The organism is Arthrobacter cavernae (assembly GCF_017368795.1).
Taxonomy (GTDB): Bacteria; Actinomycetota; Actinomycetes; order Actinomycetales; family Micrococcaceae; genus Arthrobacter; species Arthrobacter cavernae.
This window is the reverse complement of the sequence record NZ_JAFNLL010000004.1, coordinates 49,821-76,443: the sequence shown is the minus strand read 5'-3', so window position 1 is coordinate 76,443 and position 26,623 is coordinate 49,821. Positions and strand designations below refer to the sequence as shown.

The 26,623-nt window shown below is 66.9% G+C and carries 15 protein-coding genes and 2 tRNA genes; 4 read left to right on the top strand and 13 right to left on the bottom strand.

The features are described from left to right. Positions 1–125: 125 nt before the first annotated feature. Positions 126–1,748, bottom strand: a complete 1,623-nt coding sequence (locus tag J1902_RS02185; protein WP_207614627.1) for a S1C family serine protease — start codon at positions 1,746–1,748, stop codon at positions 126–128. A 346-nt stretch (positions 1,749–2,094) separates the two neighbouring features. Here J1902_RS02185 and J1902_RS02180 point away from each other — a divergent pair, with 346 nt between their 5' ends. Further along, entirely contained in the window at positions 2,095–4,137 is a 2,043-nt protein-coding gene (locus J1902_RS02180) for a TPM domain-containing protein (protein ID WP_207614626.1), read from the top strand. A gap of 99 nt (positions 4,138–4,236) precedes the next feature. After that, positions 4,237–5,025: a PspA/IM30 family protein gene (locus tag J1902_RS02175; RefSeq protein WP_207614625.1), complete on the top strand. Its 789-nt coding sequence runs from the start codon at positions 4,237–4,239 to the stop codon at positions 5,023–5,025. 110 nt (positions 5,026–5,135) lie between these two features. On the opposite strand, the gene J1902_RS02170 is transcribed toward J1902_RS02175, so the two are convergent. The 6 genes from J1902_RS02170 to J1902_RS02145 form a co-directional block, all read right to left on the bottom strand. After that, positions 5,136–5,912, bottom strand: coding sequence for a GntR family transcriptional regulator (locus J1902_RS02170; RefSeq protein ID WP_207614624.1), 777 nt, complete (start codon positions 5,910–5,912; stop codon positions 5,136–5,138). Positions 5,913–6,208: 296 nt separating this feature from the next. Further along, positions 6,209–6,282, bottom strand: a tRNA-Met gene (locus J1902_RS02165). A 59-nt stretch (positions 6,283–6,341) separates the two neighbouring features. After that, positions 6,342–7,478: an acyl-CoA dehydrogenase family protein gene (locus tag J1902_RS02160; RefSeq protein WP_207614623.1), complete on the bottom strand. Its 1,137-nt coding sequence runs from the start codon at positions 7,476–7,478 to the stop codon at positions 6,342–6,344. Between the two features lie 251 nt (positions 7,479–7,729). Beyond that, positions 7,730–7,806 (bottom strand) — tRNA-Met (locus tag J1902_RS02155). 213 nt (positions 7,807–8,019) lie between these two features. Further along, the gene (locus tag J1902_RS02150; RefSeq protein ID WP_207614622.1) at positions 8,020–11,004 is read right to left on the bottom strand and encodes a UPF0182 family membrane protein; all 2,985 of its coding nucleotides are present in this window, start codon (positions 11,002–11,004) and stop codon (positions 8,020–8,022) included. A 132-nt stretch (positions 11,005–11,136) separates the two neighbouring features. After that, complete coding sequence (locus J1902_RS02145) at positions 11,137–12,273, bottom strand: YlbL family protein (protein ID WP_372434321.1); 1,137 nt, start codon at positions 12,271–12,273, stop codon at positions 11,137–11,139. A gap of 214 nt (positions 12,274–12,487) precedes the next feature. On the opposite strand from J1902_RS02145, the gene J1902_RS02140 reads away from it, so the two are divergent. Next, entirely contained in the window at positions 12,488–13,918 is a 1,431-nt protein-coding gene (locus tag J1902_RS02140) for a zinc-dependent metalloprotease (RefSeq protein ID WP_207614621.1), read from the top strand. On the opposite strand, the gene J1902_RS02135 is transcribed toward J1902_RS02140, so the two are convergent. From J1902_RS02135 to nudC, 3 genes are read right to left on the bottom strand one after another with little or no spacing between them, the layout of a single operon-like run. Further along, positions 13,825–14,538: a M48 family metallopeptidase gene (locus J1902_RS02135; protein ID WP_207614620.1), complete on the bottom strand. Its 714-nt coding sequence runs from the start codon at positions 14,536–14,538 to the stop codon at positions 13,825–13,827. The genes J1902_RS02140 and J1902_RS02135 overlap by 94 nt on opposite strands. Beyond that, positions 14,538–16,670, bottom strand: coding sequence for an ATP-dependent DNA helicase UvrD2 (locus J1902_RS02130; protein WP_207614619.1), 2,133 nt, complete (start codon positions 16,668–16,670; stop codon positions 14,538–14,540). The genes J1902_RS02135 and J1902_RS02130 overlap by 1 nt, the downstream gene beginning before the upstream one ends. Beyond that, positions 16,667–17,656 (bottom strand): NAD(+) diphosphatase, encoded by a 990-nt coding sequence (nudC, locus tag J1902_RS02125; protein WP_207614618.1) that lies wholly within the window; start codon positions 17,654–17,656, stop codon positions 16,667–16,669. The genes J1902_RS02130 and nudC overlap by 4 nt, the downstream gene beginning before the upstream one ends. A 176-nt stretch (positions 17,657–17,832) precedes the next feature. Between nudC and J1902_RS02120 the strand changes: the two genes are divergently transcribed. Next, entirely contained in the window at positions 17,833–19,167 is a 1,335-nt protein-coding gene (locus J1902_RS02120) for a phosphotransferase (RefSeq protein WP_207614617.1), read from the top strand. Here J1902_RS02120 and J1902_RS02115 read toward each other — a convergent pair. Genes J1902_RS02115 through J1902_RS02105 form a run of 3 tightly spaced genes read right to left on the bottom strand, consistent with a single transcriptional unit; the run spans position 19,164 to position 26,607 of the window. Then, positions 19,164–22,748, bottom strand: a complete 3,585-nt coding sequence (locus J1902_RS02115) for an ATP-dependent helicase (protein WP_207614616.1) — start codon at positions 22,746–22,748, stop codon at positions 19,164–19,166. The genes J1902_RS02120 and J1902_RS02115 overlap by 4 nt on opposite strands. Continuing rightward, entirely contained in the window at positions 22,745–26,194 is a 3,450-nt protein-coding gene (locus J1902_RS02110) for an ATP-dependent helicase (RefSeq protein ID WP_207614615.1), read from the bottom strand. The genes J1902_RS02115 and J1902_RS02110 overlap by 4 nt, the downstream gene beginning before the upstream one ends. After that, complete coding sequence (locus J1902_RS02105; protein ID WP_207614614.1) at positions 26,191–26,607, bottom strand: MGMT family protein; 417 nt, start codon at positions 26,605–26,607, stop codon at positions 26,191–26,193. The genes J1902_RS02110 and J1902_RS02105 overlap by 4 nt, the downstream gene beginning before the upstream one ends. Positions 26,608–26,623 lie beyond the last annotated feature (16 nt).

Sequence of the window (26,623 nt, the reverse complement as noted above, 5' to 3'; positions counted from 1 at the left end):
ATTGCCCGCCGAAACCCTCGCGGGCGTTAACTCCTGTTTCGTCGTGCCCTGCCGGCAACGCCCGACGGCGGGCGGCGCCGCTGCGGCACCGCCCGCCGTCGGGCATTCTGCTGTCAGTGCTGCCGCTACTGGGCGGCCGCATCCAGGGTCACGTCGATCTCCTGGGACTGGCCGTTGCGGACGATCGTCACCTTGACTGTGGCGCCGGCCCGCTCTTCGCGGACGGCCGCAGTGAGCTGGTTGGGATCACTGACGGCGTGGGTGCCGAACTTCGTGACCACATCGCCCACCTTGATGCCCGCCTTGGCCGCCGCCGAACCGCTCGTCACCGAGGCCACCTCGGCGCCGACCGAGAAGCCCGAGGTGCTCCCGGTGGCGGACTTGGAGCGCACGCTCACGCCGAATTGGCCGTGGCTGGCCTTGCCCGAATCGATGATCTCCTGGGCCACGCGCTTGGCGTGGTTGATGGGGATGCTGAAGCCGACGCCGATGTTGCCGGAAGAGGAATCGGAGGTGTCGCTGCCTGCGGAGGCGATGGCGACGTTGACCCCGATGATTTCGCCCTTGCTGTTCACGAGCGCGCCGCCGGAGTTGCCGGGGTTGATGGCCGCGTCGGTCTGGATCACGTTGATGGAGATCGAACCCTCGTTGGCGCTGCTCTGGCTCTGGCCGCCGCCGGGAGGGGCGAACTGGAAGCCCTGGTCACCGCCCTGGGTATCGTCAGTTCCGTCCTTGGGCGCCGCCGAGGATGCCACGCTGATGGTGCGGTTGAGCGTGGACACAATGCCGTCAGTCACCGTTCCGGTCAGCCCGAGCGGCGAACCGATGGCGACGGCGGTGTCCCCTACGTTGATCTTGTCCGAATCGCCCAGGGTCGCCGGGACCAGTCCGGAGGCGTCGTCCACCTTGATGACGGCAAGGTCGGAGAGCGGGTCGGTGCCCACCACCGAGGCCTTCAAAATACGGCCATCATTGGTGCGGACCTCGACGGAGGCCTTGGCCGTCTTGCCGTCCAGCGTCACCACGTGCGTGTTGGTGAGGATGTGGCCCTTGTCATCGATGATGATGCCCGAGCCCGTGCCACCTTCATTCCCGCTGCTGGCCTTGATGGTCACCACGCTGGGCGAGGCCTTGGCAGCCGCGGCGGTGATGACGTTGACGTCGTCCGTGTTGTTGACGATGACCGTGCCGGGCTGGCTGCCGCTGACCGCCGCCGGGGTCCGCTCGCCCAGGAGCAAGCCGCTGGTGGCAGCCACGCCGCCGCCGATCAGCCCTGCCGCCAGGATGCTCGCCACCAGGGTCCCGACGCCGAACGCCGGCTTGCGCTTGGTGGTCACCGCGGCGGAGTGGTGCGGGGCGTGCGGGAACTGCTGCTGGGGCATGCCCTGCGTCTGGGGCGTGCCCTGCGGCCCGCCGTAGAAGGGCTGGTGCTGCGGGTAGTTCGGCCGCTGCGGTGCGCCGTAGTCCGGGCCGGAGAAGGGGGGAGGGGAGAACTCGGGGACCGGGTGCTGGACCGGCGTCGCGGGCTGGACGGGCTGGAATGCTGCAGCAGGCTCGGTGCCTGCGGGTTCACCGACGGCCGACTGCTGTACGGCAGACTGCTGAACTGCCGTCTGCTGCGTGGGCGCTTCCTCGGGGAGGCGCGCTTCTTCGGGCAACTCGCCGGCCGGCTCCTGGGTTGGCTCCGGGGCGGGCCCGTACTGGCCACGGTTCTCAGGTGCGGCGCCCTGCGCTGGGTTCTCCGTCATGGGTCTTCCTTTCATCCTCGTCTGATACAACTATGGCCCGTCTTGCTGGAACAAAAGCGGACGTTCGCTGGGAGCTTGCTGAACGCCGGCGGACTGCGAGGTTTCAGGCAGCGGATCGAGGTCCGGCGGCTGAGGACGCTGCGGCTCAACGCCGGAAAAATGCTGCCTTCTCCCCGTTTCGCTGGCGGCATATTTACCGCCGTGGACGCGCCGGAGGGTGCACCATAGAATCAAATGGAATTGCCACAGCGACCTGCGGCTTTACAAACCATGCGTGGGGGCGCTGCTGCATTCTGTGACGATTGGTTCGCCCTGTTCCAGTCGCAGACGTGCTGAAGGGTTGCACATGCGGTCAATGTTGAAACGTGTACTCGCCGTGATCGGCGTGGCTGGGGTGTTGGCCCTTCCGGCCACCGCAGCCTGGGCCGAGGATCCGGTGACCCTGGACCCGATCACGAAGATTGTGGACTCGGCCGGAGTCCTTGGGGGCAAGAAGGCTGACGTCGAGCAGGCCATCAAGAAGCTCGGGACCGACCACGCCATGACCCTGCATGTCGTGTTCGTGAAGAAATTCGAGAACCCCACAGACCGCGTTGCCTGGGCGGCGGAGGTTGCCCAGAAGGCCAACGTGGGCGCAAATGCCCTGGTCCTGTCGGTCGCGACGGACACGCGGCAGTACCAGCTGAGCAAGCCTTCAAACAGCAAGATCACCAACGCCCAGCGCGACAGCATCACCAGTAAGGCCATCGACCCGCAGCTGCGTGAGAACAACTATGCCCAGGCTGCAATCAACGCGGCTGCCGCCATTGGCGACGCCGCGGGCGGCGGCAGCGGCACGGTTCCCAGCGGCGACTCGGGCACCGGCGTCCTGATCGGCGCTGGCATTGTCGCAGCCGGCGGCGTGGGTACCTACCTGTACCTGCGCAACCGCCGCAAGAAGAGCCAGGCCTCCAGCGCCAGCTATGGCCCGCAGGGGCAGCAGCTTGATCCGCTCGCTTCCCTAAGCGTCACGGAACTCCGGCACAAGAGCGGCTCCCTCCTCATCGAGGCGGACGACGCCATCAAGTCCAGCGAGCAGGAACTCGGCTTCGCCCAGGCGCAATACGGCGATTCCGCCGTCGGGAACTTCACCAAAGCCCTGCAGGAAGCCAAGGGCCACATGACGGAGTCGTTCAAGCTGCAGCAGCAGCTGGACGACCATATTCCTGACACCGAGGAACAGCAGCGCAGCTGGCTGGGCGAGATCATCCGCCGCTCCGAGGCCGCCCTGGCATCGCTGCAGGAACAGAAAGCCGATTTCGATTCCCTGCGCGAGCTGGAAAAGAACGCCCCTCAGGCACTGGCCGCCGTCGGCGCGGGAGCCAAGGAAGCGGACGCGAAGATCGCCCGGGCCGAACAGTCACTCAGTGGGCTGCGCGCCAAGTACGCGGACAGCGCTCTGACGCAGGTGGCGGACAACATCACCCAGGCCAAGGAACGGCTTGCCTTCGTGCAGAACGCCAGCGCCACGGGACAGGAAAAGCTGGCGGCCGGGGAGAACAGCCTTGCGGCCGTCGCCGTGCGTGCGGCCGAGGAAAGCCTCCACCAGACCAACGTCCTCATCGACGCCATCACGAAGGTGGCAGGTAGCCTGGACGAGGCCCGGAACGCTCTCGAGAACGCCGTCGTGGACACCAGCCAGGACCTGGCCCAGGCCAAGGCCATGATCCAGTCCGGCGAACACCCCGAACTCGCCGGACCGGTGGCCGGCGTCGAATCCGCGCTGGCCCAGGTGAAGGCGGAAATCCAAGGCGGCAAGATCGACCCCATCGCCACGCTCGACCGTGTGGAGGCAGCGCACCAGGCCCTGGACCAGTCCCTGACGGGCATCCGTGACCAGCAGGAGCAGGCCCGCCGTGCGCAGGCATCCCTGCAGCAGACCATCATGGCCGCACAGTCGCAGATCAGCGCCACCTCGGACTACATCACCGCTCGCCGCGGCGGCGTCGGCACCGAGGCCCGCACGCGCCTGGCCGAGGCCCAGCGCAACCTAGACTACGCCCTCTCCATCTCCCGCAACGACCCTGTCACCGCGCTCACCTACGCCCAGCAGGCCCACTCGCTGGCCGCGCAGGCTGCCCAGCTGGCTCAGGCCGATGTGGACCAGTTCGGCGGCTATGCCCAGCAGGGCTACGGCCGGGGCGGCATGTTCGGCGGCGGCGGCGGTGGCGGCCTCGGCGGCGCCATTCTGGGCGGCATCCTCATCAACTCCATCCTCAACGGCGGCGGAGGCGGCTGGGGCGGCGGCCACAGCGACGGCGGCGGCGACTCCGGCGGTTTCTTCGGCGGCGGCGGTGACTCCGGAGGCGGCGACTGGGGCGGCGACTCGGGCGGAGGCGGCGACTTCTAGCCCACAGACTAGGTGGGGTCCATGCCTCACGTAGAAGCGGTACAACAACTGATCACTGATTTCAGTGGCCACCACTGAGCAGGACGAAAGGCAAACACCATGGTTAAGCAGTCCATTTTCGGTCGGATCGCGCAGCTCGCCAAGGCAAACATCAACGCTTTGCTGGACCAGGCTGAGGACCCGCAGAAGATGCTGGACCAGATGGTCCGCGACTACACGAACAATATCGCCGAGGCAGAGTCCGCGGTGGCCCAGACCATCGGTAACCTTCGGATGCTCCAGGCGGACTACAACGAGGACATCAAGAACGCCCAGGACTGGGGCAACAAGGCACTCGCCGCGTCCAGGAAGGCCGACGAATACCGCACGGCCGGCGACGCCGTGGATGCCGTGAAGTTCGACAACCTCGCCAAGGTGGCCATCCAGCGCCAGATGTCGGCGGAGGCCGAGGCCAAGGCCGCGGAGCCGAACATCGCCTCGCAGACCGAGGTGGTGGACAAGCTCAAGGGCGGGCTTGACCAGATGAAGAACAAGCTGAACCAGCTCACCAGCAAGCGCAACGAACTGGTGGCCCGGTCCAAGACAGCGGCGGCCCAGTCCCAGGTGCACGATGCCCTCAAGAGCATCGACATCATGGACCCCACCAGCGAGGTGGGCCGCTTCGAAGAGAAGATCCGCCGCGAAGAGGCCAAGGTCCTGGGCCAGCAGGAGCTCGCCGCATCCAGCCTGGACGCGCAGTTCAACCAGCTCGAGGACCTGGGCGAGCAGACCGAGATCGAAGCACGCCTGGCGGCCCTGAAGTCCGGCGGCGCCAAGCCGGCCATCGGCGCCGGAGGCACGGCTGCAGCCGGCAGCACGGTTGACGAAGCAGACTTCGACAGGCTCTAAAGCCAGAGGCCGGGCAGCCTGGCTGCCTCAACGCCTGCCAAAGCAGCTGGCCGGATCCCGTAAGGGGCCGGCCAGCTGCTTTTGTCGTTCGGAATCCAGATCAGCCGGGGTTACGCGTAGCTTGACGAAGCGTCCGTGGCCACATCGGCACGGATCTCGAAGCCCTTCGGATGGAAATACGTCACTGTGCATTCAAGAACATCGCCGCTCGCTCCGAGTGTGGTCCTTTCCAGGCGCGGAACCATCGGAAAACCGTGGACATCGAGCATGCCCGCCACGTGGTCCGGCGGCTGCTGCATCGTCACGGTAATCTCGGCCCGTACCAGGGGAATGTGTGCGCGGTCTTGGATGACCTGGTAGATGGAATTGCGCTCCACGTCGGCCCGGCTGATGTGCCTGCCTATTTGGGACGGGATGAAGATCTCCGCCAGCGCGTATGGCCATCCTTCACTCAGGTACGCACGGCGGACCATGAGGACCAGGTTGTCTTCCGAACGGAGTTTCGGCGGTACAGTCGAGTCCTTCTCGATCCACCTATATTCAAGCAGCGACTTCACGGTCTTGATGCCGGCGGCAGTGAACGATTCCATGAACGGTGCCAGGCGGTTGAGTGTCGGCACGGGACGCTGCGACATGACGAAGGTGCCCTTGCCCTGCCGCCGGACCAGCAGGCCCTTGTCTGCCAGCATCTGAATCGCTTTGCGGACGGTGGTGCGGCTGATGGCGTACTTCTCCATCAGCTCTTCCTCTGTGGGCAGCCGGGCCCCCGGATCCAGCTCGCCGATCCGCTCCGTCAGGGCATCCGCAAGCTGCTGGTAGACAGAAACGGGGCTGTCCCGCCGCAGTACTCCGGCGGCTCCGGAGGCCGCGTCAACTCTGGTGTCCATCACACTTCCAATCTCGCACCTTCCGGCACCGGCTGTGAGCTCTTGAAGTAATGTTTCACGACATCTCAAGATGATTGACGCTAACACACGGGCCTGACGTCAACTGGCGGCGTATCGCCTCGGCGCAGCGGGCATACCGACGTCGCCGTGGATCTCCTGCCACATTTCCGGGCCTTATTCGCTATTCCGCACCTTGAACGGCCGGAATTGCGAACAAGACCGGGTTTTAGGAGATAAAAACCGCAAAACAAAAAGGTCCGGATCAGTGTTTCCACTGATCCGGACCTTTTCTCCAGTTGCGGGGACAGGATTTGAACCTGTGACCTCTGGGTTATGAGCCCAGCGAGCTACCGAACTGCTCCACCCCGCGTCGCTCGACCAACTGTACAGGTGAACGCGGCTGGAACCAACTCGGGGGCTGCGCAGCTCCTAGTCCTCCACTGCCAGTCGGCCGATGATCAGGCGCATGATCTCGTTGCTGCCCTCCAGGATCTGGTGCACGCGCAGGTCCCGGACGATCTTCTCAATGCCGTATTCGGCCAGATAGCCGTAGCCGCCGTGCAGCTGGAGGGCCTTGTTGGCCACGCTGAAGCCGGCGTCGGTGGCCACGCGCTTGGCCATGGCGCAGAGCCGCACCGTATCCGGGGCGCCACGCTCCAAGGCATCGGCAGCGCGCAGCAGGAGCGTCCGCGCGGTTTCCAGCTCCGTGTCCATGTCCGCGATCTCGAACAGCAGGGCCTGCTGGTTGATGAGCGGCCCGCCGAATGCGGTACGGGACTTCAGGTAGGCGATGGACTTCTCCAGCGCGGCCTGTCCCCCGCCCAGCGAGCATGCCCCCATGTTGACCCGGCCGCCGTTGAGCCCCTTCATGGCGATGCCGAAACCGCTGCCCTCTTCGCCGAGCCGGTTGGCAACGGGGACCCGGACGTCCTCGAAGATGATCTGCCGTGTGGGCTGGGCGTTCCAGCCCATTTTCTTCTCGTTGGGTCCGAAGGACATGCCCTGGACACCGGCCGGCACCACGATGGCCGTGATGCCGCGGCTGCCGGTATCGGCCGTGCGTGCCATGACCACATACAGTCCCGCGGCTCCCGCTCCCGAGATGAACTGTTTGGTTCCGTTGAGAACATAATCGTCGCCGTCGCGCACTGCCCTGGTGCTCAGCGCCGCCGCATCGGATCCAGCTCCGGGTTCCGTGAGGCAATAGCTGCCCAGGCACTCCATGGACGCCAGCTGTGGCACCCAGTCGGCGCGCTGCTGCTGATTGCCGAAGGCGTCGATCATCCAGGCCACCATGTTGTGGATGGAAATGTAGGCCGCAATGGTGGGGCAGGCCTTGGCAAGTTCCTCGAAGATCAGCACGGCATCGGTCCGGGTCATCCCGGAGCCGCCAAACTCCTCCGAGACGTAGATGCCGCCCATGCCCAGGGTGCCGGCCTCAAGGAGCACATCGACCGGGAAGTGCTTGGTCTCGTCCCATTTGGCGGCATGCGGCGCGATGGCTGTCGTGGCGAAATCACGCACCGTCTCCACCACTGCCTGCTGGTCTTCCGTCAGTTCAAACATGGACACTCCTGTTCGCCGGGATGTCCGGCACCTGCTTGATCAGCACGACGATCTTCATTCGGCAACTCCCACGGCGCAAAATGGGTGACGCCCTGAACTGAGAATACTAGGAAGTGCAAGTAATTTCCATGGATCCAGGCACGTTCTTTCCGGGACGCCCGGAATGGGCGTCCGCGCACGGGGAGGGCCGGGGAAAGAGCGGGAAATGCGGAAGGTCCCAATCAGCATGGCTGATTGGGACCTTCTCAACGTGGTTGCGGGGACAGGATTTGAACCTGTGACCTCTGGGTTATGAGCCCAGCGAGCTACCGAACTGCTCCACCCCGCGTCGCAAGAACAACATTACCGTCCGGTGAATGGCAGACCAAATCCTGGCGGCGTGATGTGCATCTCCCTACTGCCGGGGCTGCACCAGTATCCGGCCACAGGGCACGAAAAAGCCGGTGCCCGTCCCAAAACGGGGCGGGCACCGGCCTCATCACTACTGTTCCGTCAGGCTATCTGCCCGGCGGGCCGCTTGACCGGCAGCCTAGTTGCTCGGCTACGGCGACGGCGTTGCGGTCGGCGACGGGCTCGGCGTCGTAATCGGTGCCGGCGTCACGCCCAGGCGGGTCTCGGCGTCGATCGCCTTCTTCAACGCTTCGGAGAGCTTCGTCTGCTGCGCACCGTAACCGGCAAAATCACCCTTGGCGAGGGCGGCCTGGCCGTCTTGGATGGCCTTGTTGGCCTCGTCCAGTGCCGCCTTCAGCTCTGCCTTGGCGTCCGCAAGGCCGGGCGCAGGAGGCGTGGTTCCCGGCGTCGTGGGAGTCTGGCCGTTGTTTGCCGAGTCGCCTGCTGTGGCTCCGGAGTCTCCGCCGAAGAGCTCGTCCAGCGCTTCATCCAGGGTGGCTGCGAAGCCGACCTTGTCGCCGAAGGCAACCAACACGCGCTGCAGCGTCGGGTAGGACGTCTCGCCCGTCGACTTCAAGTACACCGGCTGCACGTAGAGCAGGCCGCCACCCACGGGAAGGGTCAGCAGATTGCCGTTCAATACATCCGAAGCACCCTGGCGCAGCAGGTTCAGTTCCCGCGACACCTCGGGGTCGGAGTTGAACTTGTTCTGGGCCTGGCCGGGGCCGGGCACCTGCGTGTTTGTGGGCAACTGCAGGAGGCGCAGCTGGCCGTAGCTCTCAGCTTTGACTCCCTTGACGTCGCCCGCATCCGAATCCGCTGCAAGGAAGCCGTAGAGAATGTTGCGGGCGTTGCCGTTGACCACCTGCGGGATGAAGGACGAGGTCAGCTGGAAGGCTGTCTTGTCCTGGTCAGGCATCTGCAGCGACATGTAGAACGGGGGCTGCTTGACGGGGTCCGTGACCGTGGGGTCGTTCGGAACGCTCCAGGCGTCGCTGTTCTTGTAGAAGGTTTCGGCGTTGGTGACGTGGTAGCGGCCGAGCAGTTCACGCTGGACCTTGAACAGGTCTTCCGGGTAGCGGACGTGGCTCATGAGCTGGCCGGACATTTCCGTGTAGGGCTTGATGGTGCTCGGGAAGATCTTCTGCCAGGACTTCAGGATGGGGTCCTGGTCGTCCCAGGCGTACAGGGTCACCGAACCGTCGTAGGCGTCCACGGTGGCTTTGACCGAGTTCCGGATGTAGTTCACTGAACTGTTCGGCAGCGCCACTGTGCGTCCTGCCGTGGTCTGGGAATCAGCCGTGGCGTTCTGCAGCTGTTGCTGCTGGGAATACGGGAAGTACTGGCTGGTGGTGTAGCCGTCCACGATCCACTTCACGCGGCCGTCAACCACTGCCGGATAGGCGTTGCCATCGACGGTCAAGTACGGGGCCAGCTTTTCCACACGCTCGCGGGGCGTGCGGTCGTACAGGATCTGGGATTTCTCGTTGACTCCGTCCGAGAGCAGGAGGTCAGAGGACTGGAACTTGATGGAGTACAGGATGCGGTTGAGCCAGTTGCCCACGTGCGGTCCACCGTTGCCATCAAACGTGTACTGGGTGTCAACGGCAGCATCCTTGCTGGCGGGACGGTCCTGCTCACGGTGCGGGGCGCCTGCCGGGGCTCCGACAATGGAGTAGTCCAAGGTGTTCTCGCCGAAGTAGATGCGCGGCTGGTAGCTGGTGTCGTCGCCGAGCACGCCGTTGGACGGAATGCCGGACAGTAGGAAGTCGGGCTTGCCGTCGGCGGTGAACTTGTTGCCCTTGGCCGCCACCACGCCGTACCCGTGGGTGTAGACCGTGTGCCGGTTGACCCAGGTCTGCTGGCCAGCGGTGACGCCATCCGCGTTGAGCTCGCGGACGGCGATGACGGTGTCCTGGACCTTGCCGTCCACGGTGTAGCGGTCCACATTCAGGCTCTTGGGGAACTGGTAGTACGGACGGTACTGCTCCAGCTGCCCGAAGGCGGAGGAAACCAGGTTCGGATCCAGCAGGCGGATGTTCGCCGTCGTCTGGGCGTCCTTCGCGAGTGCTCCCGTGGTGGCGGTGGTGGTGGCCTCATACGCGGATGCCTTGACCTTGTCCAGGCCGTAGGCGGCGCGCGTCATGGAGATGTTGCGCTCAATGAACTTGTTTTCCAGGGTCTGCTCGGAAGGGCGGACCTGGAACTGCTGGATGACCCACGGGTAGACGCCGCCGGCCAGGATAGCCGTGATGATCAGCATTGCGGTGCCGATCACCGGGAGGCGCCAGCGGCCGATCACGGCGGCCACGATGAACAGGATGGCCACCAAGCCCGCGGCGACGGCGAGGATCGCCTTCGTGGGGATGACCGCGTTCACGTCGGTGTACAGCGCGCCGGCCCAGCGGCCCGGGTTGGAGCTCTGCACGGTGGCGTAGCTGTCCAGCCAGAAGTTGGCGCCCAGCAGCAGGAGGAAAAACGCGCCGGTGACGGCGAGGTGGATCTGGGCCGCGCGGCTGGTGAAAATGCCGCGCTCCATGAGCCGGATGCTGCCATAGAGGTAGTGCGTCAGGATGCCTGCGATGCCGGCCACCACGGCGATGCTGATGAAGAAGCCGGTGAGGAAGCCCAGGAACGGCAGCGTCATCAGGTAGAAACTGATGTCCAGGCCGAACTGCGGGTCCGTCTGGCCGAACTGCTCCTGGTTGAAGAACAGCAGCACCTTCTGCCACTGGCTTGCGGCCGCGCTGCCGGCAAAGAGGCCGAACAGCACGGGCAGGCCCACCATGACCACGCGTCGCACGGGCTCAAGCTGCGCCTGGTAGCGGTTGAGGTTGTCGCGGGATTCGGCGTCCGGGGCGTACACGGGCCTGGCGTGGTAGGCGATCCGGATGGCGTAGAAGACAGCCGTGAACATTAGGGCGAAGCCGATCAGGAACGTGATGATCCGGGCCAGGTTTTCGCGGACATAGACTTCGAAGAAGCCCAGCTGCTGGTACCAGAGGACATCGGTCCACACGTTGGCGAAGAAGATGAACCCCACGACGGCCACCGCGACGACGATCAAAGTCGGCGTCAGGGCACCCCGCCTCAGCGGCGGTCTTCCGGGCGGGTTGGAGCTGGCGGGACGGGACAAACTCGGTACCTCATAGCTGGTCGTCAGTTAACAGTCGGTGTGCGTGTGTCTGACGGCCCCTAGCCGGAAGCTGATGGCGAAGGGCCGTCATATATGCCACGAGTGGCGGTGGAGCTAAGTTCCACAGTCAGTCTAGTTCTTGGAGCATGCGGGCAGGCCAGCCGTGTCCTGTCCGGCGGCGAGCCGCTCCACGGCAGCCGTCGCCTCGGACAGGGTGGCCACCTTGACCACCTGGAGCCCATCCGGAATGTGGCCCACCACGTCGTCGCAGTTCTCCGCGGGAGCCAGGAACATGGTGGCCCCGCCCTCCCGGGCGCCGTGCATCTTCTGGGCGATCCCGCCGATGGGTCCTACAGCGCCTTCAGGCGAAATGGTCCCGGTTCCGGCGATGTGCTTTCCGCCGGTCAGATCGCCCGGCGTCACGGTGTCCATGATCCCCAGGGCGAACATCATGCCGGCGCTGGGGCCGCCGACATTCTCGAGGGAAATGCTGACGTCGAACGGGAACGTGAAGTCGTACCCGAGAAGCACCCCGAGCACGTACCGGCCGGAAGGGCTCTTGCCGGGCGTAATGGTTTCGGTCACCGGCGTGCCGTTGCGGTCAACCACGACGACGGCGGGTGCCCCGGCTCCGGCGGCCAGCTCAGCCTGGATGGTGCTGAGGGTGCTTGCGGGCTTGCCGTTGATCGACGTGAAAACATCGCCTTCCTGGAGCTTCCCGGCCGAGGCCGAGGAATCACTGAGGCCGGCGACCTGCAGTTCCTGCCCGAAGGGAATCTTCAGTTCCCGGAGCGCTGCCGCCACCGCGTTCTCCTGGGAGGTGGCCATGGCCACCGTGCTTTCCTGCTCCGATTGTTCTTCGGTGACCCCCGTGGGGAACACCAGTTCCTCCGGATAGACCGCCTGGGTGCTGTCCACCCAGGCCCTGAAGGCGTCGAAAATGGTCACCGGTCCCTTCGGGCCGCCGCTGATGTAGACGGTGGTGAGATCCAGGCTGCCCTTGGCCGGATAGCTCTCATGTCCGCTGACGGAGATGACGGGATGGTCGCCGCTGGTGCCCAGGGTATTGAAGGTGGGACCGGGCGACTCAATGACGTACGGCACGGGAAGGGCGGCTGCGCCGATGCCCAGGCCCAGCGCCAGCAGTCCGGAGACCATCATGATCCTGTGGCGCTTGTCCCGCGGTGGTTCCGCCGGCACGGGCTGCCATCCGGCGTCGAACGTCGACGCCGGATCCGCTGGTTCAGCGGGGGGCGGCAAAGTAGTCAATGAGGGCCTCTCCCTGTCTGCATGCTTCTGCGCGACGCTATGGCTCCGGCCACGCAATTGCGGCGACGGGCACGTACCAAATATCCACATTACGCGTTCGGCCGCCAAGGGAGTGCTTTGCCTACAGCGAACGGCGCCACATTCAGGCAGACAGCCCCGGGGCTGCGCGGTACGGTGAAAGAGATCACCAGCCAGTTCGACGATCGGCGGCACCATGACCTCCAACCCCAACAATCCGTCCAACGACGACGACGCGCCCAAGGATCCGCTGGCAGAGATGTTGCAGAACCTGATGGGTGGGCAGGGACTGGGGAACATCGATCCCGCCGAACTGGCCAAGGCAGCCGGCCTGCCCAACGATCCCCAGCTGTTCCAGCAGATGTTCGCACAGGTGCAGGCCATGATGAGCTCCACCTCCGAAGGACCGGTCAACTGGCAGCTGGCCCATGAGAACGCCCGCCGTGTGGCAGCGGCCGGCAGCGACCCCTCCGTGAATTCCCTGCAGGCCCGTGAAATCGACGAAGCCCTGCGCCTGGCCGAGCTGTGGCTGGACCCGGTCACCGACCTTTCCGCCACAGGCCTTATCGGACGTGCCTGGTCCCGCGCCGAGTGGGTCGAGGCCACCCTGGGGACATGGAAGCGCCTCACGGAGCCAGTGGCCAACAGCATCGCCAACGCGCTCTCGAACGCCCTGACACAGCAGATGCCCGAAGAGATGAAGTCCATGATGGGCGGCGCGTCCAACGTGCTGCAGAACATGGGCGGCGCCATCTTCGGAATGCAGCTGGGTCAGGCCATCGGCGCCCTCTCGGCGGAAGTCGTCAGCTCCACGGATATCGGCGTGCCGCTCGCGGACCTGGAAATGGCCCTGCTGCCCGCCAACGTGGCGAAGTTCGGCGAAGGGCTCAGCCTGCCGGAGAACGACGTCCGCCTGTTCCTGGCCGTGCGCGAGGCCGCGCATGCGCGCCTCTTCGTTCAGGTTCCGTGGCTCCGCGGCCACCTTCTCGGAGCAATCGAAGCCTACGCCCGCGGCATCCACATCGACATGTCCCGCATCGAGGACCTCGCCCGGGATCTGGATCCCGGCAACCCAGAAGGCATCCAGGAGGCCCTCTCGCAAGGTGTCTTTACCCCGGAACGCACCCCGGAGCAGACCGCTGCCCTGGAGAAGCTGGAAACCGCGCTGGCGCTGGTGGAGGGCTGGGTGGACGAGCTCACGGCCGCCGCCACGGAAAAGCTCCTGCCCTCGGCCACGGCCCTGCGCGAAACAGTCCGCCGCCGCCGCGCCACGGGCGGCCCCGCCGAACACGCCTTCTCCTCCCTGGTGGGCCTTGAACTGCGCCCGCGCCGGCTGCGCGAGGCAGCCACGCTGTGGGCGACCCTCACGAAGGAAAGGGGCATCGCGGGCCGCGACGCCATCTGGCACCACCCCGATCTCCTGCCAACCGGCGAGGACCTGGACGATCCCCTGGGCTTCTCCGAGCGGCGGCGCTTGGCCGAAGCCAGCGACAGCGAGGTGGACGACGCTTTGCAGAAGCTGCTCGACGGCGGCTACGACACCCCGGCCGAAGGACCTTCCGATGCCGCAGGTCCAGAAGACGGCGATGCTTCGGACGGAACGGATTCCGGCGAGCCGAAGGCCTGAGCACCTTCGTCCGGGCCCAGCCCGCGCGAGGTGGCGAAGGTGACGCCTTCCAGGAAGGCCTTGGCACGTTCGGTCTCCGGGTAGGCCTCCAGCAGCCGCCAGAAGGCGGCATTGTGCCCGGCGACCAGCAGGTGCGCGAGCTCGTGCAGCAGCACGTAGTCGATCACCCACTGCGGCATGGCCCGCAGCTTGTCAGAGAGCCGGATGCTCCCGTCCGCCGGCGTGGCCGATCCCCAGCGTGAGTTCTGGTTGCCCACCCAGCGGACCGACGTCGGGACCGCCCGTCCGCCCAGATATGTCCCGGAGAGCGCGGCGGCATGGTCGGCGAGTGCGGCATCATTGGCGGGGCGGCGCTTCCCGGTGCCCCGGGCGCGGCGCTCCCCCTGCTTGCGCAGCTTGTCCAGCATCCGCCGGACCCACTCGCTCTCCTGGGCCTTGGTGAAGTGGGCGGGGATGGCGACCACGGCTTTGCCGTCCTCCCAGAACGCCGCCACGGTGCGGCTGCGCCTGGCCGAACGGCGGACGATCACGGGGGCGCCACCGTGGGTGGTCAAGCCGCCGGGGGTCAAGTCGTCGGCGGTCAAGGGGACCGCTCCGCGGCCGCCGGCAATGGGTGGCATTACTCCCCCGTGTTCCCGGCCAGGACGGCAAGCACCGCTTCGCCGTACTTCTCAAGCTTCGAGGGCCCGACACCGGCCAGGGTGGACAGCTCTTCAAGGCTTGCGGGCTTGGCCTCGGCAATGGCCGTGAGGGTGGCGTCGGTGAACACCACGTAGGCGGGTATGTCGTTGGACTGGGCCTCGTCCTTGCGCCACTGGCGCAGGGCCTCGAAGGTCTGTTCCTCGTACGTGGGCGGGCACTGACTGCAGCGCCCCACCTTGCGTTCGGCGCCGGTGGCCAGCATGCTGCCGCAGACCCTGCACGACGCCGGCGCTGCGGCCTTGCGCTTGATGGACCCGGTCCGACTGCGGGCGCTGGCACCGACCACAGAATCCGGACGCAGTCCGTCAAGGAAACGGGAGGGCTTGCGGTTGGCGCGGCCGCCTGGGGTGCGGGCCGTGGACCAGGACAAAGTCAGGTGCTCGCGGGCACGGGTGATCCCCACATAGAGCAGGCGCCGTTCCTCATCCACGCTTTCCGGGGTGTCGGCGAAAGAAATGGGCATGAGCCCTTCGCTGAGGCCCACCAGGAACACGGCGTCCCATTCGAGGCCCTTCGCGGCGTGCAGCGAGGCCAGGGTGACGCCCTGGACGGTGGGGGCGTGCTGGGCCACCGAGCGTTCCTGGAGTTCATTGACGAATTCGGCCAGGGTGAATTCCCCGCCCCTGCTCACGGCGAGCTCATCGGCCAGGGCCACGAGGGCGGCCAGCGATTCCCAGCGTTCGCGCAGTGCACCGCCATTGTGCGGGGCGGCATCCGTGTAGCCGAGCGAGGCCAGGATGTCCCGGACAATCTGGCCAAGCGGCTCCCGGGGGCCTTCGGCCACGGCCCGCGTCGCCGCGCGCAGCTGCAGGATGGCGTCGCGGACTTCCTTGCGGGCGAAGAACCTTTCGCCGCCGCGGAGCTGGTAGCCGATGCCGGCCGAGGCCAGCGCCTGTTCATAGGCTTCCGACTGCCCGTTGGTGCGGAACAGCACGGCCACCTCGCTGGCCTTCACGCCGGCGTCGAGCAGTTCACGGATCCTGCCGGCCACGACGGCGGCCTCGGCCTCGTCGTCCGGGCATTCCATGAAGCGCGGTTCGGGGCCGGACGGCCGCTGGGCCACGAGCTTGAGCGGGGCCGCCCACGCGGCGTCGGCCACAGGGCCGCCGCTCCGGCGCGAGCCGAGAAGATCGTTCGCGAGCTTCACTACCTGCGGGGTGGAACGGTAGTCGCGGACCAGCTTGACCACGCTGGCGCCCGGGTACTGCGCCTTGAAGCCGAGCAGATGCTTGGGTGATGCTCCTGTGAAGGAGTAGATGGTCTGGCTGGAATCGCCCACCACGCAGAGTTCATCCCGGCCGCCCAGCCACAGCTCCAGGAGCCGCTGCTGCAGCGGGGAAACGTCCTGGTACTCATCCACCACGAAGTGCCGGTACTGCTCCCGGACCGTGGCCGCTACCTTGGGGTCTTCCTGGAGGATGCCGACGGTGATCAGGAGCACGTCCTCGAAGTCGATGACGTTGCGGTCGGTCTTGATGTCCTCATAGGACTGGAACACGCGGGACACTGCGGTGAGGTCGAAGCCGCCGGGAGTGCCGCGACCCAGGGCGTTCTCCAGGTAGTTCGCAGGGGTCAGCATGGACACCTTGGCCCATTCAATCTCGGCTGCAAGATCGCGGATGGAGGCGCGGTCCGTGCTGAGGCGCAGGCGCCGGGCGGCCTCGGCAATCATGTTGGCCTTGTGGTCCAGGAGATTGGGCAGCGTGCCGCCGATCGCCTGGGGCCAGAAGAACTGCAGCTGCCGCAGCGCGGCGGCGTGGAAGGTCCGGGCCTGCACATTGCCGACGCCCAGATCCCGGAGGCGGCTGCGCATTTCGGCGGCGGCGCGGGCGGTGAACGTGACGGCGAGGAGCCGCTGCGGACTGTAGACACCGGAGTGCACCCCGTACGCGATGCGGTGGGTGATGGCCCGGGTCTTTCCGGTACCGGCGCCGGCAAGGACGCACAGGGGGCCGGTGAGCGTGGTGGCGACGTCGCGCTGCTCGGCATCAAGGCCGCCCAGGATCCGCTCCTCAAGGGAGGCGCCGGCGTCGAAAATGCCTTCTGTCATGGCTGGAGGTCCTCAATGACTCCGCCGTACCAGTGCTCGATGAGCGAACGGGCGATCGAGAGGCGGGTGGAAATGGTGATCTCGCCGCTGAGCACGGCTGCCTGGAGTTCCTCGCGGCTGAACCAGCGCGCACGGGTGACCTCGACGCCGTCGGGCCGGGCAACGGCGTCGTCCGTGCTGGCGGTGAACCCGAACATGAGGGAGGCCGGGAACGGCCACGATTGCGAGCCAAGGTACTGGCACGCCGTGACGCGGACGCCGACTTCTTCCGCGATTTCGCGGGCGACGGCCTGTTCCAGTGACTCCCCCGGCTCCACGAAGCCGGCCAGCGTGGAGTAGTTCTTGGCGTCCGCAGGCCCGCCGCCGCCGAGCAGGAGGCGTCCGTCCGGGCCGACCACCGTGACGATGATGGCGGGATCGGTCCGCGGGTAGTGCTCCGAGTTGTCCTGCGGGCAGCGCCGCACCCAGCCGCCGGCTTCGATAACGGTGGGGGTGCCGCACTTGGGGCAGTGCGTGTGCGTGGCATGCCAGTTGGCGATGGCGCTGGCCTCGACGAAGAGCGCCGTGTCAGTGGCATCCAGCTGCGCGGCGACGTCGCGGAAGCCTGCAGCTTCGACCCCGGACGGGATGCCTGCCGTTCCAGCGGCCGGAAGCTCGTCCGCGACATAGAGCAGCACCTGGGTGCCCTCGTCCAGGGATGAGGGTCCGAGCGTGCGGCCAAGATAAATGGCTGTCACGTTCCCGGCGCCGGCGGCCTGGAGCTCCTCCAGCAACGGTGCGGCGTCCCCGAACCAGAGCCCGTCCCGCGCCACGAGGGCCTTCTTCTGAGAGAGCACCATGGCCTTCGCGGAGCCCGTAGCGATGAGCTCCTCCACCATGCCTGGCTTCATGCGCTCCCCCGAGCCACGGTCAACCCTTGCCGGCGGCACGGGAAGAACAGTGTCAGTCAGGTGGTTTGCCGGCGCCGCCGACTCGGTGTAACTCATGTACCTACCGTACTGACTCGCACCGACAATTGACATTTGGAGCGGAGCCTCCGGAACGGCCCAAATAGCCTGCGGTTTCCGCCGACGGGATGCCCTTGGGCCCTATTTTGTGCGGATCTCAAGACTCGCCGCACTGCATCATGGCCACAGGCGCCAGTCAATCTACCGTGGAGGATGTGAGAAGAACCCCGCTCGAACTGGCCGCTGTTGCAACTGCGGCGGTGCCCGGCCTGACCCTGACGGCCACCGCCTTTTCCTCCGATGACGACGCCGATTTCGATTCGGCGCTGCTGCTCGATTCGGAGGGCAAGCGCTGGCGGGTCCGTTCGCCGCGCCATCCGGAGGCCAGTGCCCGCCTCGAGACCGAGTTCATGGTCCTTCGCGCTTTCGCCCCTGCCGTCCGGGCCGAGCTTCCCTTCCTCATGCCCACCATCGCCGGTACCGTCCGACTGGGCCCGCTGACCACCTTTGTGTATGCGCACCTTGACGGCAGCGTGCAAAGCATCGAGGAGCTGTCGGCAGGCGGCGACTCCCTGGCCCGGGAAATCGGCGGGGCCCTCGCGGCCGTGCATGACCTGCCGTTGTCGCTGGTGAACAACGCCGACCTTCCGAGCTATTCGGCCAACGAATTCCGGCAGCGCAAGCTCAATGAGCTGGACCAGGCCGCCACCACAGGGAAGATCCCGCCCTCACTGCTGCGCCGCTGGGAGCACGCCCTCGAGGAAGTGGCGCTCTGGCGCTTCAACCCCTGTGTGGTGCACGGTGACCTGCACGAGGACAATCTGATGGTCCATGATGGGAAGGTCAGCGCCCTCACGGGGTGGACGGACCTGCGCATCGGCGACCCCGCGGACGACTTTGCCTGGCTCGTGGCATCAAACGAGAGCATCTTCGTCCAGGCCGTCCTGCACCATTACGCGCAGGCCCGCCGGGACACCCCGGACTCCCATCTCCTCAGGCGCGCCGCGCTCCTGGCCGAGTTCGCCCTGGCCCAGTATCTGGTCAAGGCGATCGCCGCAGGCCACCAAGACATGACGGCCGAAGCCGAGGGCATGCTCCACTCGCTCGCCGAGGACATTGTGGAACACGGCGGCCTGCCCCTCACCAAGGACGAGGCCCCCGTGGCCGGCGGGAACGTCACAGTCACGGACATCCCGGCACCCGTCACGCCGGCGCCCGTCACGGTCGCGGCTGTCCTGCAGGCCGCCGCCCTGCAGGAAAGCGGCGCTGTGACTGTCACGGCCGTGCCTGAGGAGAGCAAGGCTCCTTCAGCGGAAGGCGCGAGCGAGACTGCTGCGGCAGAAGACGGCCCAGCAGCAGCGGAAGCTGGACCAAACGTTGACGCGCCGGCACAGCCGGCACAGGACGCCGAAACGGAAACGCCCGACGGCGGGTCTTCCGGACCTTCCAGTTCCGGGACTCCCACTTCCGGAACTTCCGTGGAGGACACAGCGACGGTAGCCATCGCAGTGGTGGATCCTGCGCCGGACCAAGGAACGAAACGCCCTTAGGCCCCGGCCAGGCCTTTCTCCGGGAGGCCCTGGCCGTCCAAAGCCTTGCTGATGATGCTCTCCAGTTCCTCTGCGGTGCCGAGGTCATGGGGGCGGACCACGGCGTCGTCAGCGACGTAGTAGAACGCCGCGCTGACGTCCTCCAGGGGAACACCCTTCAGGCGGGCCCAGGCCAGCCGGTAGACGGCCAGCTGCACGGCACGGATTCCGAGCTGCTTCCCCGAGGGACGCCGCCCCGTCTTCCAGTCAACAAGCTCCCACCGCCCGTCGGCGCCGCGGAACACGGCATCGATGCGCCCGCGGACAACCACGTCGCCGATCCTTGTTTCCACCGCCACCTCAACGAACGCGGGGGCACGGTGGGCCCACTCGGATTCCTTGAACGTGGCAACCATGTCGTCCAGGCCATAGGCCTCGTCGATGTGGGCATCCGGGCCGGGGGCTTCGCCCAAGTCCAGCATGCCGGTGGTTCCGAAGTGCTCCTCCACCCAGGCATGGAAGGCCGTGCCTTTGCGCGCCGAAATCCCCGGCTCCCGCGGCACGGGACGGCGGAGCTGCGTCAGGACGGCCGCGGGGTCATCGCCAAGGTCCACAAACATCGACGCCGAGATATGGCCGGGAAGGTGCACATCCTGCATGGTTGATCGGCGCCGGCGGCGCTCCAGGAGGAGTTCTGCTTCGGCGGCCCATCCTGCGGCTGCGCCCTGCAGGGACGCGGCATCCGGGTGTTGCGGCAGTCCGGATTCAGGGTCCGTGATGGACGCATGGTCCTGAATAGCTGCGCGCACGAGGGCTGCGGAGGCGTCCATTGCGGCACGCCGCCCCGGCACCAGGCGGAGCCGTTCGCCGGTCCGTGGATCGCTGGGGCCCTCCAAGGGATCGTAGGGGAACAGTGCCACTTCCAGGGTGCTGGTCAAGGGGCTCTCCTCCGGAAGGGATTCCTCTGCCACCGAGTCAGCATGGACTACCGCGGCATTCGCGGCTGAAGGCTGCGGGGCGGCCGGCTCCTGCGTTTCTCCGGTGCCGCCGTCGTCGATTCCGGCCAGTGGCGCCAGCTCGGCCAGGAAGGGCGACATCTCAGAGATGCCCGCCCGCGAACCGTTCCAGGCCGCGCTGGAGGTCCAGAGCACGAACTTCGCGCGGGTGTAGGCCACGTAGGCCAGCCGGCGTTCTTCTGATTCGCCGTGGTGCTGGACGTCGGCTTTGAAGTCCTTCTCGGCGTCGAGCCAGCCTTTCTGGTCCACTTGGTCCAGGTCCCACCGCGGGAGATCGGCTCTGTCCCCGCGCAACGGCCACGGCAGGGCTGCCGCGCCGCTGCTCCACCGGGAATCCCAGCTGCTCGGGAAGGAGCCGGCATTGAGCCCGGGCACAAACACAACGTCCCATTCCAGCCCTTTGGAGGCATGGACGGTCAGCAGCTGGACCGCTTCCCGGCTTGCTTCCGCAGCAGCCATGTCCAGGCCGCGCTCTTCGACGGCGGCAGCTTCCAACCAGCCAAGGAAGGCCAGCAGGTCGATCCGCTGCGATGTCTGCAGGAAGCCGGCCGCCGCGTCATGGAAGGCGTCGAGGTTGCGGCGTGCCTGGTGGATGCTGGTCCCGGGCTTCGCCGCAACTTCGATGTCCAGGAGCATGGCGCGTTCCACTTCGCCCAGCAGTGTGGTGAGGTCGTCGCCGATGAAACTGCGCAGCGCCCGCAGCTCCTCCGACAGCAGGGCAAGGCGATCGAGCGCCGGCTCGCTCAGCGAGCGGCCATGTCCTGATACCCATCCCGGCCGCGGCAGAAAGTCCAGGGCCTCCACAAGGCTCGCTGCGTCCGTGATGTCGCTCTGCACCACAGTTTCGGCGAGGGATTCGTCGGCGTCGGTCCCGGCCTGACCGGCCTCGGACCTGGCGCGGCGGCGTGCCAGGAACCTGGACCAGTCGCTGAAGGCCATGAGGTCCGCGGGACCGAGGCGCCACCTGGCCCCTGCAAGGAGCCTCATCAAGGCGTCCGAGCGGCCGGGGTCGGCCAGGACTCGCAGGGTGGCCACAAGGTCAACGATCTCGGGGGTGTCCAGCAGTCCACCGAGTCCGACGATCTCGTAGGGAATGCCCTGGACTTCGAACTCGCGCCGGAGGCAGTCCATCTGTGCCCTCCGGCGGCACAACACGGCCATGGTGGGCCGTACCGCGGTGCCGTCCTTCTCCGTTTCGAAGACCGTGCGCCGGTAGCGGCGGACGTCCTTTGCCAGCGCCGCGGCCTCGTCCACGTCAGTGGCGAAACGTCCCAGGACGACGCCGCCATCCACTGCGGCGGGGCTCGGCTGCAGGGCAGGCACGGATACGTCCTTGGTGTTGCCCTTCTCCCCTGCCGGCCCCTGCCTGGCGGCTGCCTTGTTGAGCGGGGCCGAGATGAGGTTGGCGGCGGCCAGGATGTTGCGGCCGTTGCGCCAGGCGGTGGTCAGATAGGACGTCGGCGCCACGGAGTAGGACTCCGCCCCGTTGCCCGCCGCTTCATCGCGGACTGGGAATTCCTGCACAAAATGGAACAGCTGTCCCGCGGAGGCGCCACGGAAGCCGTAGATCGACTGGTTGGGGTCGCCCACGGCAGTGACGGCATGTCCGCCGCCGAAGAGCCGGGAAAAGAGCACCAGCTGGGCGTGCGAGGTGTCCTGGAACTCGTCCAGGAGAACCACCTTGTACCGGGCCCGTTCGCTTGCCGCGGCCAGGGGGATGTCACTGGCGATGCGGGCGGCAAGGGCCACCAAGTCGCCGAAGTCGAGCACGCCGCGGGTCCGTTTGGCGTCCTGGTACCGCGTCACCATGTCGGCTACGCTGGCCCGGGTCCGCAGCATCGCCGACATCGTGAGGGCCGCCTGCGTGGGATTCTTCTTGGCGCCGGCGACGTACGGCAGTTGTTCAAAGGTCTGCACCCGTTCCAGCACCCATTCGCGGACATCGGCCGGGTCCTGCAGGTGTTCGGCGCATTCGCTGGCCAGCTGCATGACGGCATTCACCAGTGTGGATTTCGCGGCGGTGAAGTGCTCGTACTCGCCGTCGTAGGACTCCACGACCTCACTGGCCAACTGCCAGGCCTGCGCCCCGCCGAGTAGCACAACGTCACGCTCGATGCCCAGCCGCAGGCCGTAGTCGGAGACGATGCCGCTCGCGTAGGAGTGGTAGGTGGAGACCTTGGGTTCAAGGTCGTCGGCGTTCAGCAGTCCCTCGGGGAAGCCGAGCCCGCCGTCGTCTGCTGCTGCGACGCGCTGCAGGGTGGCAAGCTTGGCCCGGATGCGGCTTGCGAGTTCGCCCGCCGCCTTGCGGGTGAAGGTGACTCCCAGGACTTCTTCGGGGCGCACCCAGCCGTTGGCGACGAGCCAGACTACGCGGTCTGCCATGGTGGCCGTCTTTCCGGAGCCCGCACCGGCGATCACGAGCCGCGGCGTCAGGGGCGATGCGATAATGTCGGCCTGTTCCGCGGTAGGCCGGTTCGATTCGCCCAGGATGGCGGCAAGCTCCGACGGCGAGAACCGTGGCTCCGGAAGCGGAGCGGGACCGCCGGTGGCGCCGGCAGCGATGCCTGTCAGAATTTCGGTGGTCATTCGGTGACCTGCTTTCCTCTGGCGCATAGCGGGCAGACGTCCGGGAGCCTGCAGCCGTGGCCGCCGTGGCTGCCCTTGGCGGGGTCATGGCGGGCTTCGAAGGTTCCTGCTGCCATCAGCACGGCGGCTTCATTGACAAGGTCCTGGGCCCAGTTGTCCTGGGGATCCAGCGCTTCCTGCTGCTGTATGGCGGGGCTCTTAGTCGAGGTGCCGAGCTGCGCCAGCACGGCACCTCCCGGGCGGTGTTCCTCCGGCGCCGTGGGCTGCTCGTGTGCTGCCGATTGTTCGTGTGCCGAGGACTGCTCAGGCCCACCTTCGCCGGCTCCGGCGTCCTTGAAGGCACCCTGGAGCACCGCAGCCTGGTAGGCGCCCAACTGTGGGTGGCGGGCCACCTCGGCCTTGCCGGGCTGGTGTTTGCCCGTTTTGAGGTCCACGATCACCAGCCTGCCCGCGGCGTCGATCTCCAAGCGGTCCACCTGGCCGCGGAGCACTGCATGGCGCGTCGCGTCCTTCACACCAGAGTCTTCTGTGCCGCGTTCCTGTCCATCCAGCTGCCCACCCAGCCGGACATCCGGCAGGGTCACCTCGAAGTCGTGTTCAACGCCGACCAGGCTCCTGCCCTCGCTGCGCATCAGCAGAACGTACTGGGCCAGCTTGCGGACCATCAGTTCGGCCCGGCGGTAGTCCAGTTTGCCTTCCCAGTTGTCCTTCATGCCCAGTGACGGCCAGCGGCGCACTAGCTCGGCAACGTACTCGGAACCGGAAGCATCAGGCAGTTCCTGGGCGATCCCGTGCACCAGTGTCCCCAGGCTCCGGGCAAAATCCGTGGCGGCTTCGCCGCCCGCGGCCTGCACAAGCCAGTCCAGTGGAGACTTGTGCACCGACTCCACCTTCGACGGGGAAACGAAGACCGTCCCGCCTGGGGGAACGACGGGCTCGGCGCTGCTGAGCGGAGCCAGTCCCCACCAGGAGTCAGGATGGGCGCCCGGCACCGGGTGGAACTCGGTGGCCAGCCGGGCCAGCACACGGGCGGCTTCCCTAGCTTCTGCCGACGCCCCGGTGCTCCCTGTAGCATCGCCGTCCCCGGCGGATACGCCGGAGCAGCCCAGCTGCACATTTTGCCTGAGCTCGGCCACAAGTGCGCGTAGCGTCAGCGGCCGGCCCACCGGAGTGTAGTCACGCAGGTACGTGTTCGGGGGCAGAGGTGCCGCGTAATCCAGGAAGGGCGAGGGCTGCTCGTCCTCGGAGGAAACAGCCGTGCAGATCAGCACCTCGCGTGCCCGCGAGACAGCCGTGGAAAAACTCCGGAGCTCGTCGTAGCGGATGTCCCGGAGCCGGCTCTGGGGGCCACGTTGCAGGGCATGCTCCACACCATGTTCAACGGCGTCGGCAAACAACGTGCTGCCCAGCAGCTCGCCACGGAGCCGGGTGTTGGGCCACACCCCTTCCTGAAGTCCGGCGACTATAACCATGGGCCATTCACGCCCGGCCGCACTGGCCGGGGTCATGAGTTCCACGGACTCTTCCAGCTGCGCCCGGGCCGCGAGCGTATCCATGGGCAGTTCCTGGCTCAGCAGATACTCGAGGAACTGCTGAGGGCCCGCACCGGGGAGCTGGTCCACGAAGCGCTCGGCCGTATAGAACAACGCCATCATGGCGTCCAGGTCCCGGTCAGCACGGGAGCCGGCCGCTCCGCCGTCGAGGGCTGCTTCTGCCCAACGGGAAGACAGCCCGGTGGCCTGCCACAGGGCCCAGAGTACGGTTTCGGCGTTGGCTCCTGCCCCGGCGGCAGCGGCTTTACCGGCCTGGATCATGCGGGCGAGCCTGCGCGCCGAGCTGCCCTCGACGCCGAGCGTGGCCAGTGCTCCGGGCTCGAGCAGTGCCTCGACCAGGAGGGCGTCGCTTGAGCGTCCGCCGCCGCCAAGGAGCTCCTCCCGGCGCAGGGATTGCCGGAGCCGGCGCAGCTCGATGGCAGTGGCCCCGCCGATCCGGGACGTCAGCAACGAAACAGCAGCTTCAGGCGTGAGCAACTCCTGGTCCAGCACGACGCCGAAGATCTCGAGGAGGGGACGCACGGCGACCTCGTCGCGGACAGCGGTGTCGGCCACGGGAACGCGTACGGGGATGCCGTGGCCCACGAGGTACCTCTGCAGCTGGGCGATCTGGCCGCCGTTGCGCACGATCACGGCGATGTCGCCGAATTCCCTGCCGTCGTGCAGCTGGGCTTCAAGGATGCGCTGGGCGACGTAGCGGAGTTCATGGACCGGGGAGGGCAGGACGTGGCCTTCCACGCACCCTTCCGGCGTGTTCCGTCCCGTGTTCTCGTGCTCCTTGTCCCGAGGATCCACTGTGCCTGCCTCCGGCTGTTCCAGGCGACGGGCCAGCTGGCCGCCGGAGCGTTGGGAAATACGGGCGGCCACGCGCGTCCAGGCTTCGGCTACCAAGGGCCGGTGCCGGTGGGTCTGCCACAGCGGCAGTTCGCGTACCGCAGGCCCGCCACCGCGGAGCAAGCCCGGGAGCTCGGCGACCAGATCCGGGCGGGCACCGCGGAAGCCCTGCACCACAGTGTCCGGCGAAGACGCCACGAGGACGTCTTTGCCCTCGGCGATGTCCGCAAGGAGCTCGAAGACGGCCGGGTTTGCCTCCTGGATGTCATCCACCAGGATCAGCTGCAGGCGTTCCCGTTCCGCGGCCAGAAAGCCCGGGGAGTCCTGGAAGATCTGGCGTGCTGCCGTGATGATGCCGGCGGGGTCGAAGGCCTCCGGCATGCGCAGGTCCAGGACATCGCGGTACTCGGCGTAGAGCTCGGCGGCCGCCATCCAGTCGGGACGGCCGCATTCGTAGGCCAGGCCCACAAGGTCATCGGCGGTGCGTCCGGATTCGATGATCCGGTCAAAGAGCTGGCGGACCTCATCCCTGAAGCCGCGCGTAGGGAGTGCGGCCGACAGCTCCTCCGGCCAAGGAAGTTCAGAGCCGGGGACGGAATGCCCGTCCAGCAGTTCCTTGATGATGAGGTCCTGTTCCGGTCCGGACAGCAGCTTGGGCGGACGCTGCAGCGGCAAAACGCCCTCCGCCTTGGCCCGCCGGATCAGATCGAAGGCATACGACGCCCAGGTGCGTGCCGGTGTGGTGCTCAGGCTCCGGTCCAACCGGCCTGTGAACGCGTCCCGCAGGGCGTCCGCGGCGTGCCGGCCAGGGGCCAGGATGAGGATCCGCTCGGGATCCACGGAGCCCTGCTGAACGCGCCGGACGGCAGCTTCCACCAGCACCGTGGACTTCCCGGTACCCGGTGCGCCAGGCACGAGCACAGGGCCCGATCCCTGCGGAAGTTCGACGACGGCGAGCTGGTCAGGCGAAAGGACCGGCGCCGCATGGTGGTTCCCACGCGGAGGGAGCAGGCGAAGCCCGCCTGGGGCTTGGCGTGTTTTCGAGGCTGGAGCGGTCACACAGTCATTTCATCATCGGGCACCGACAATTTATGAACCTGACGCTCCAACTGGTCCGAGATCACATCAATACTGTCGAAATCGGCGTCCTCAGGGGCCCAGCGGGCCAGCGTCAGGTCAACGCGCCAGCGGCCCTCTCCCGTGCGCGAAAACGCCTCGTAGGCGCCATGCAAGGGTGTGGATTCCACGAGGTAGTGCCGCAGCGCCTCCGCCTCGTGCCCGGGCGGGGCCTCACCGCTGGCCCTCAGGACGCGCCACCAGGCCACGGAGCTTCCGTAGTGGCTCATGACCGAGCCCACCTGGCGGGGTCCTCCGGCCCCGAGCAATTCGGCGACATCCCCGTAGGACACGGCCGCGCCTGGCGGGATGAGGTCCACCAGCGCGAGCACCGCCGTCGCATACTCCATCCGCATGGAACCAGCGTATCGG

Bases quoted from the DNA above. Each gene is read 5' to 3' on its own strand.
- J1902_RS02185 (WP_207614627.1), bottom strand. From the start codon at position 1,748: ATGACGGAGAACCCAGCGCAGGGCGCCGCACCTGAGAACCGTGGCCAG.
- J1902_RS02180 (WP_207614626.1), top strand. From the start codon at position 2,095: ATGCGGTCAATGTTGAAACGTGTACTCGCCGTGATCGGCGTGGCTGGG.
- J1902_RS02175 (WP_207614625.1), top strand. From the start codon at position 4,237: ATGGTTAAGCAGTCCATTTTCGGTCGGATCGCGCAGCTCGCCAAGGCA.
- J1902_RS02170 (WP_207614624.1), bottom strand. From the start codon at position 5,912: ATGGACACCAGAGTTGACGCGGCCTCCGGAGCCGCCGGAGTACTGCGG.
- J1902_RS02160 (WP_207614623.1), bottom strand. From the start codon at position 7,478: ATGTTTGAACTGACGGAAGACCAGCAGGCAGTGGTGGAGACGGTGCGT.
- J1902_RS02140 (WP_207614621.1), top strand. From the start codon at position 12,488: ATGACCTCCAACCCCAACAATCCGTCCAACGACGACGACGCGCCCAAG.
- J1902_RS02135 (WP_207614620.1), bottom strand. From the start codon at position 14,538: ATGCCACCCATTGCCGGCGGCCGCGGAGCGGTCCCCTTGACCGCCGAC.
- J1902_RS02130 (WP_207614619.1), bottom strand. From the start codon at position 16,670: ATGACAGAAGGCATTTTCGACGCCGGCGCCTCCCTTGAGGAGCGGATC.
- nudC (WP_207614618.1), bottom strand. From the start codon at position 17,656: ATGAGTTACACCGAGTCGGCGGCGCCGGCAAACCACCTGACTGACACT.
- J1902_RS02115 (WP_207614616.1), bottom strand. From the start codon at position 22,748: ATGACCACCGAAATTCTGACAGGCATCGCTGCCGGCGCCACCGGCGGT.
- J1902_RS02105 (WP_207614614.1), bottom strand. From the start codon at position 26,607: ATGCGGATGGAGTATGCGACGGCGGTGCTCGCGCTGGTGGACCTCATC.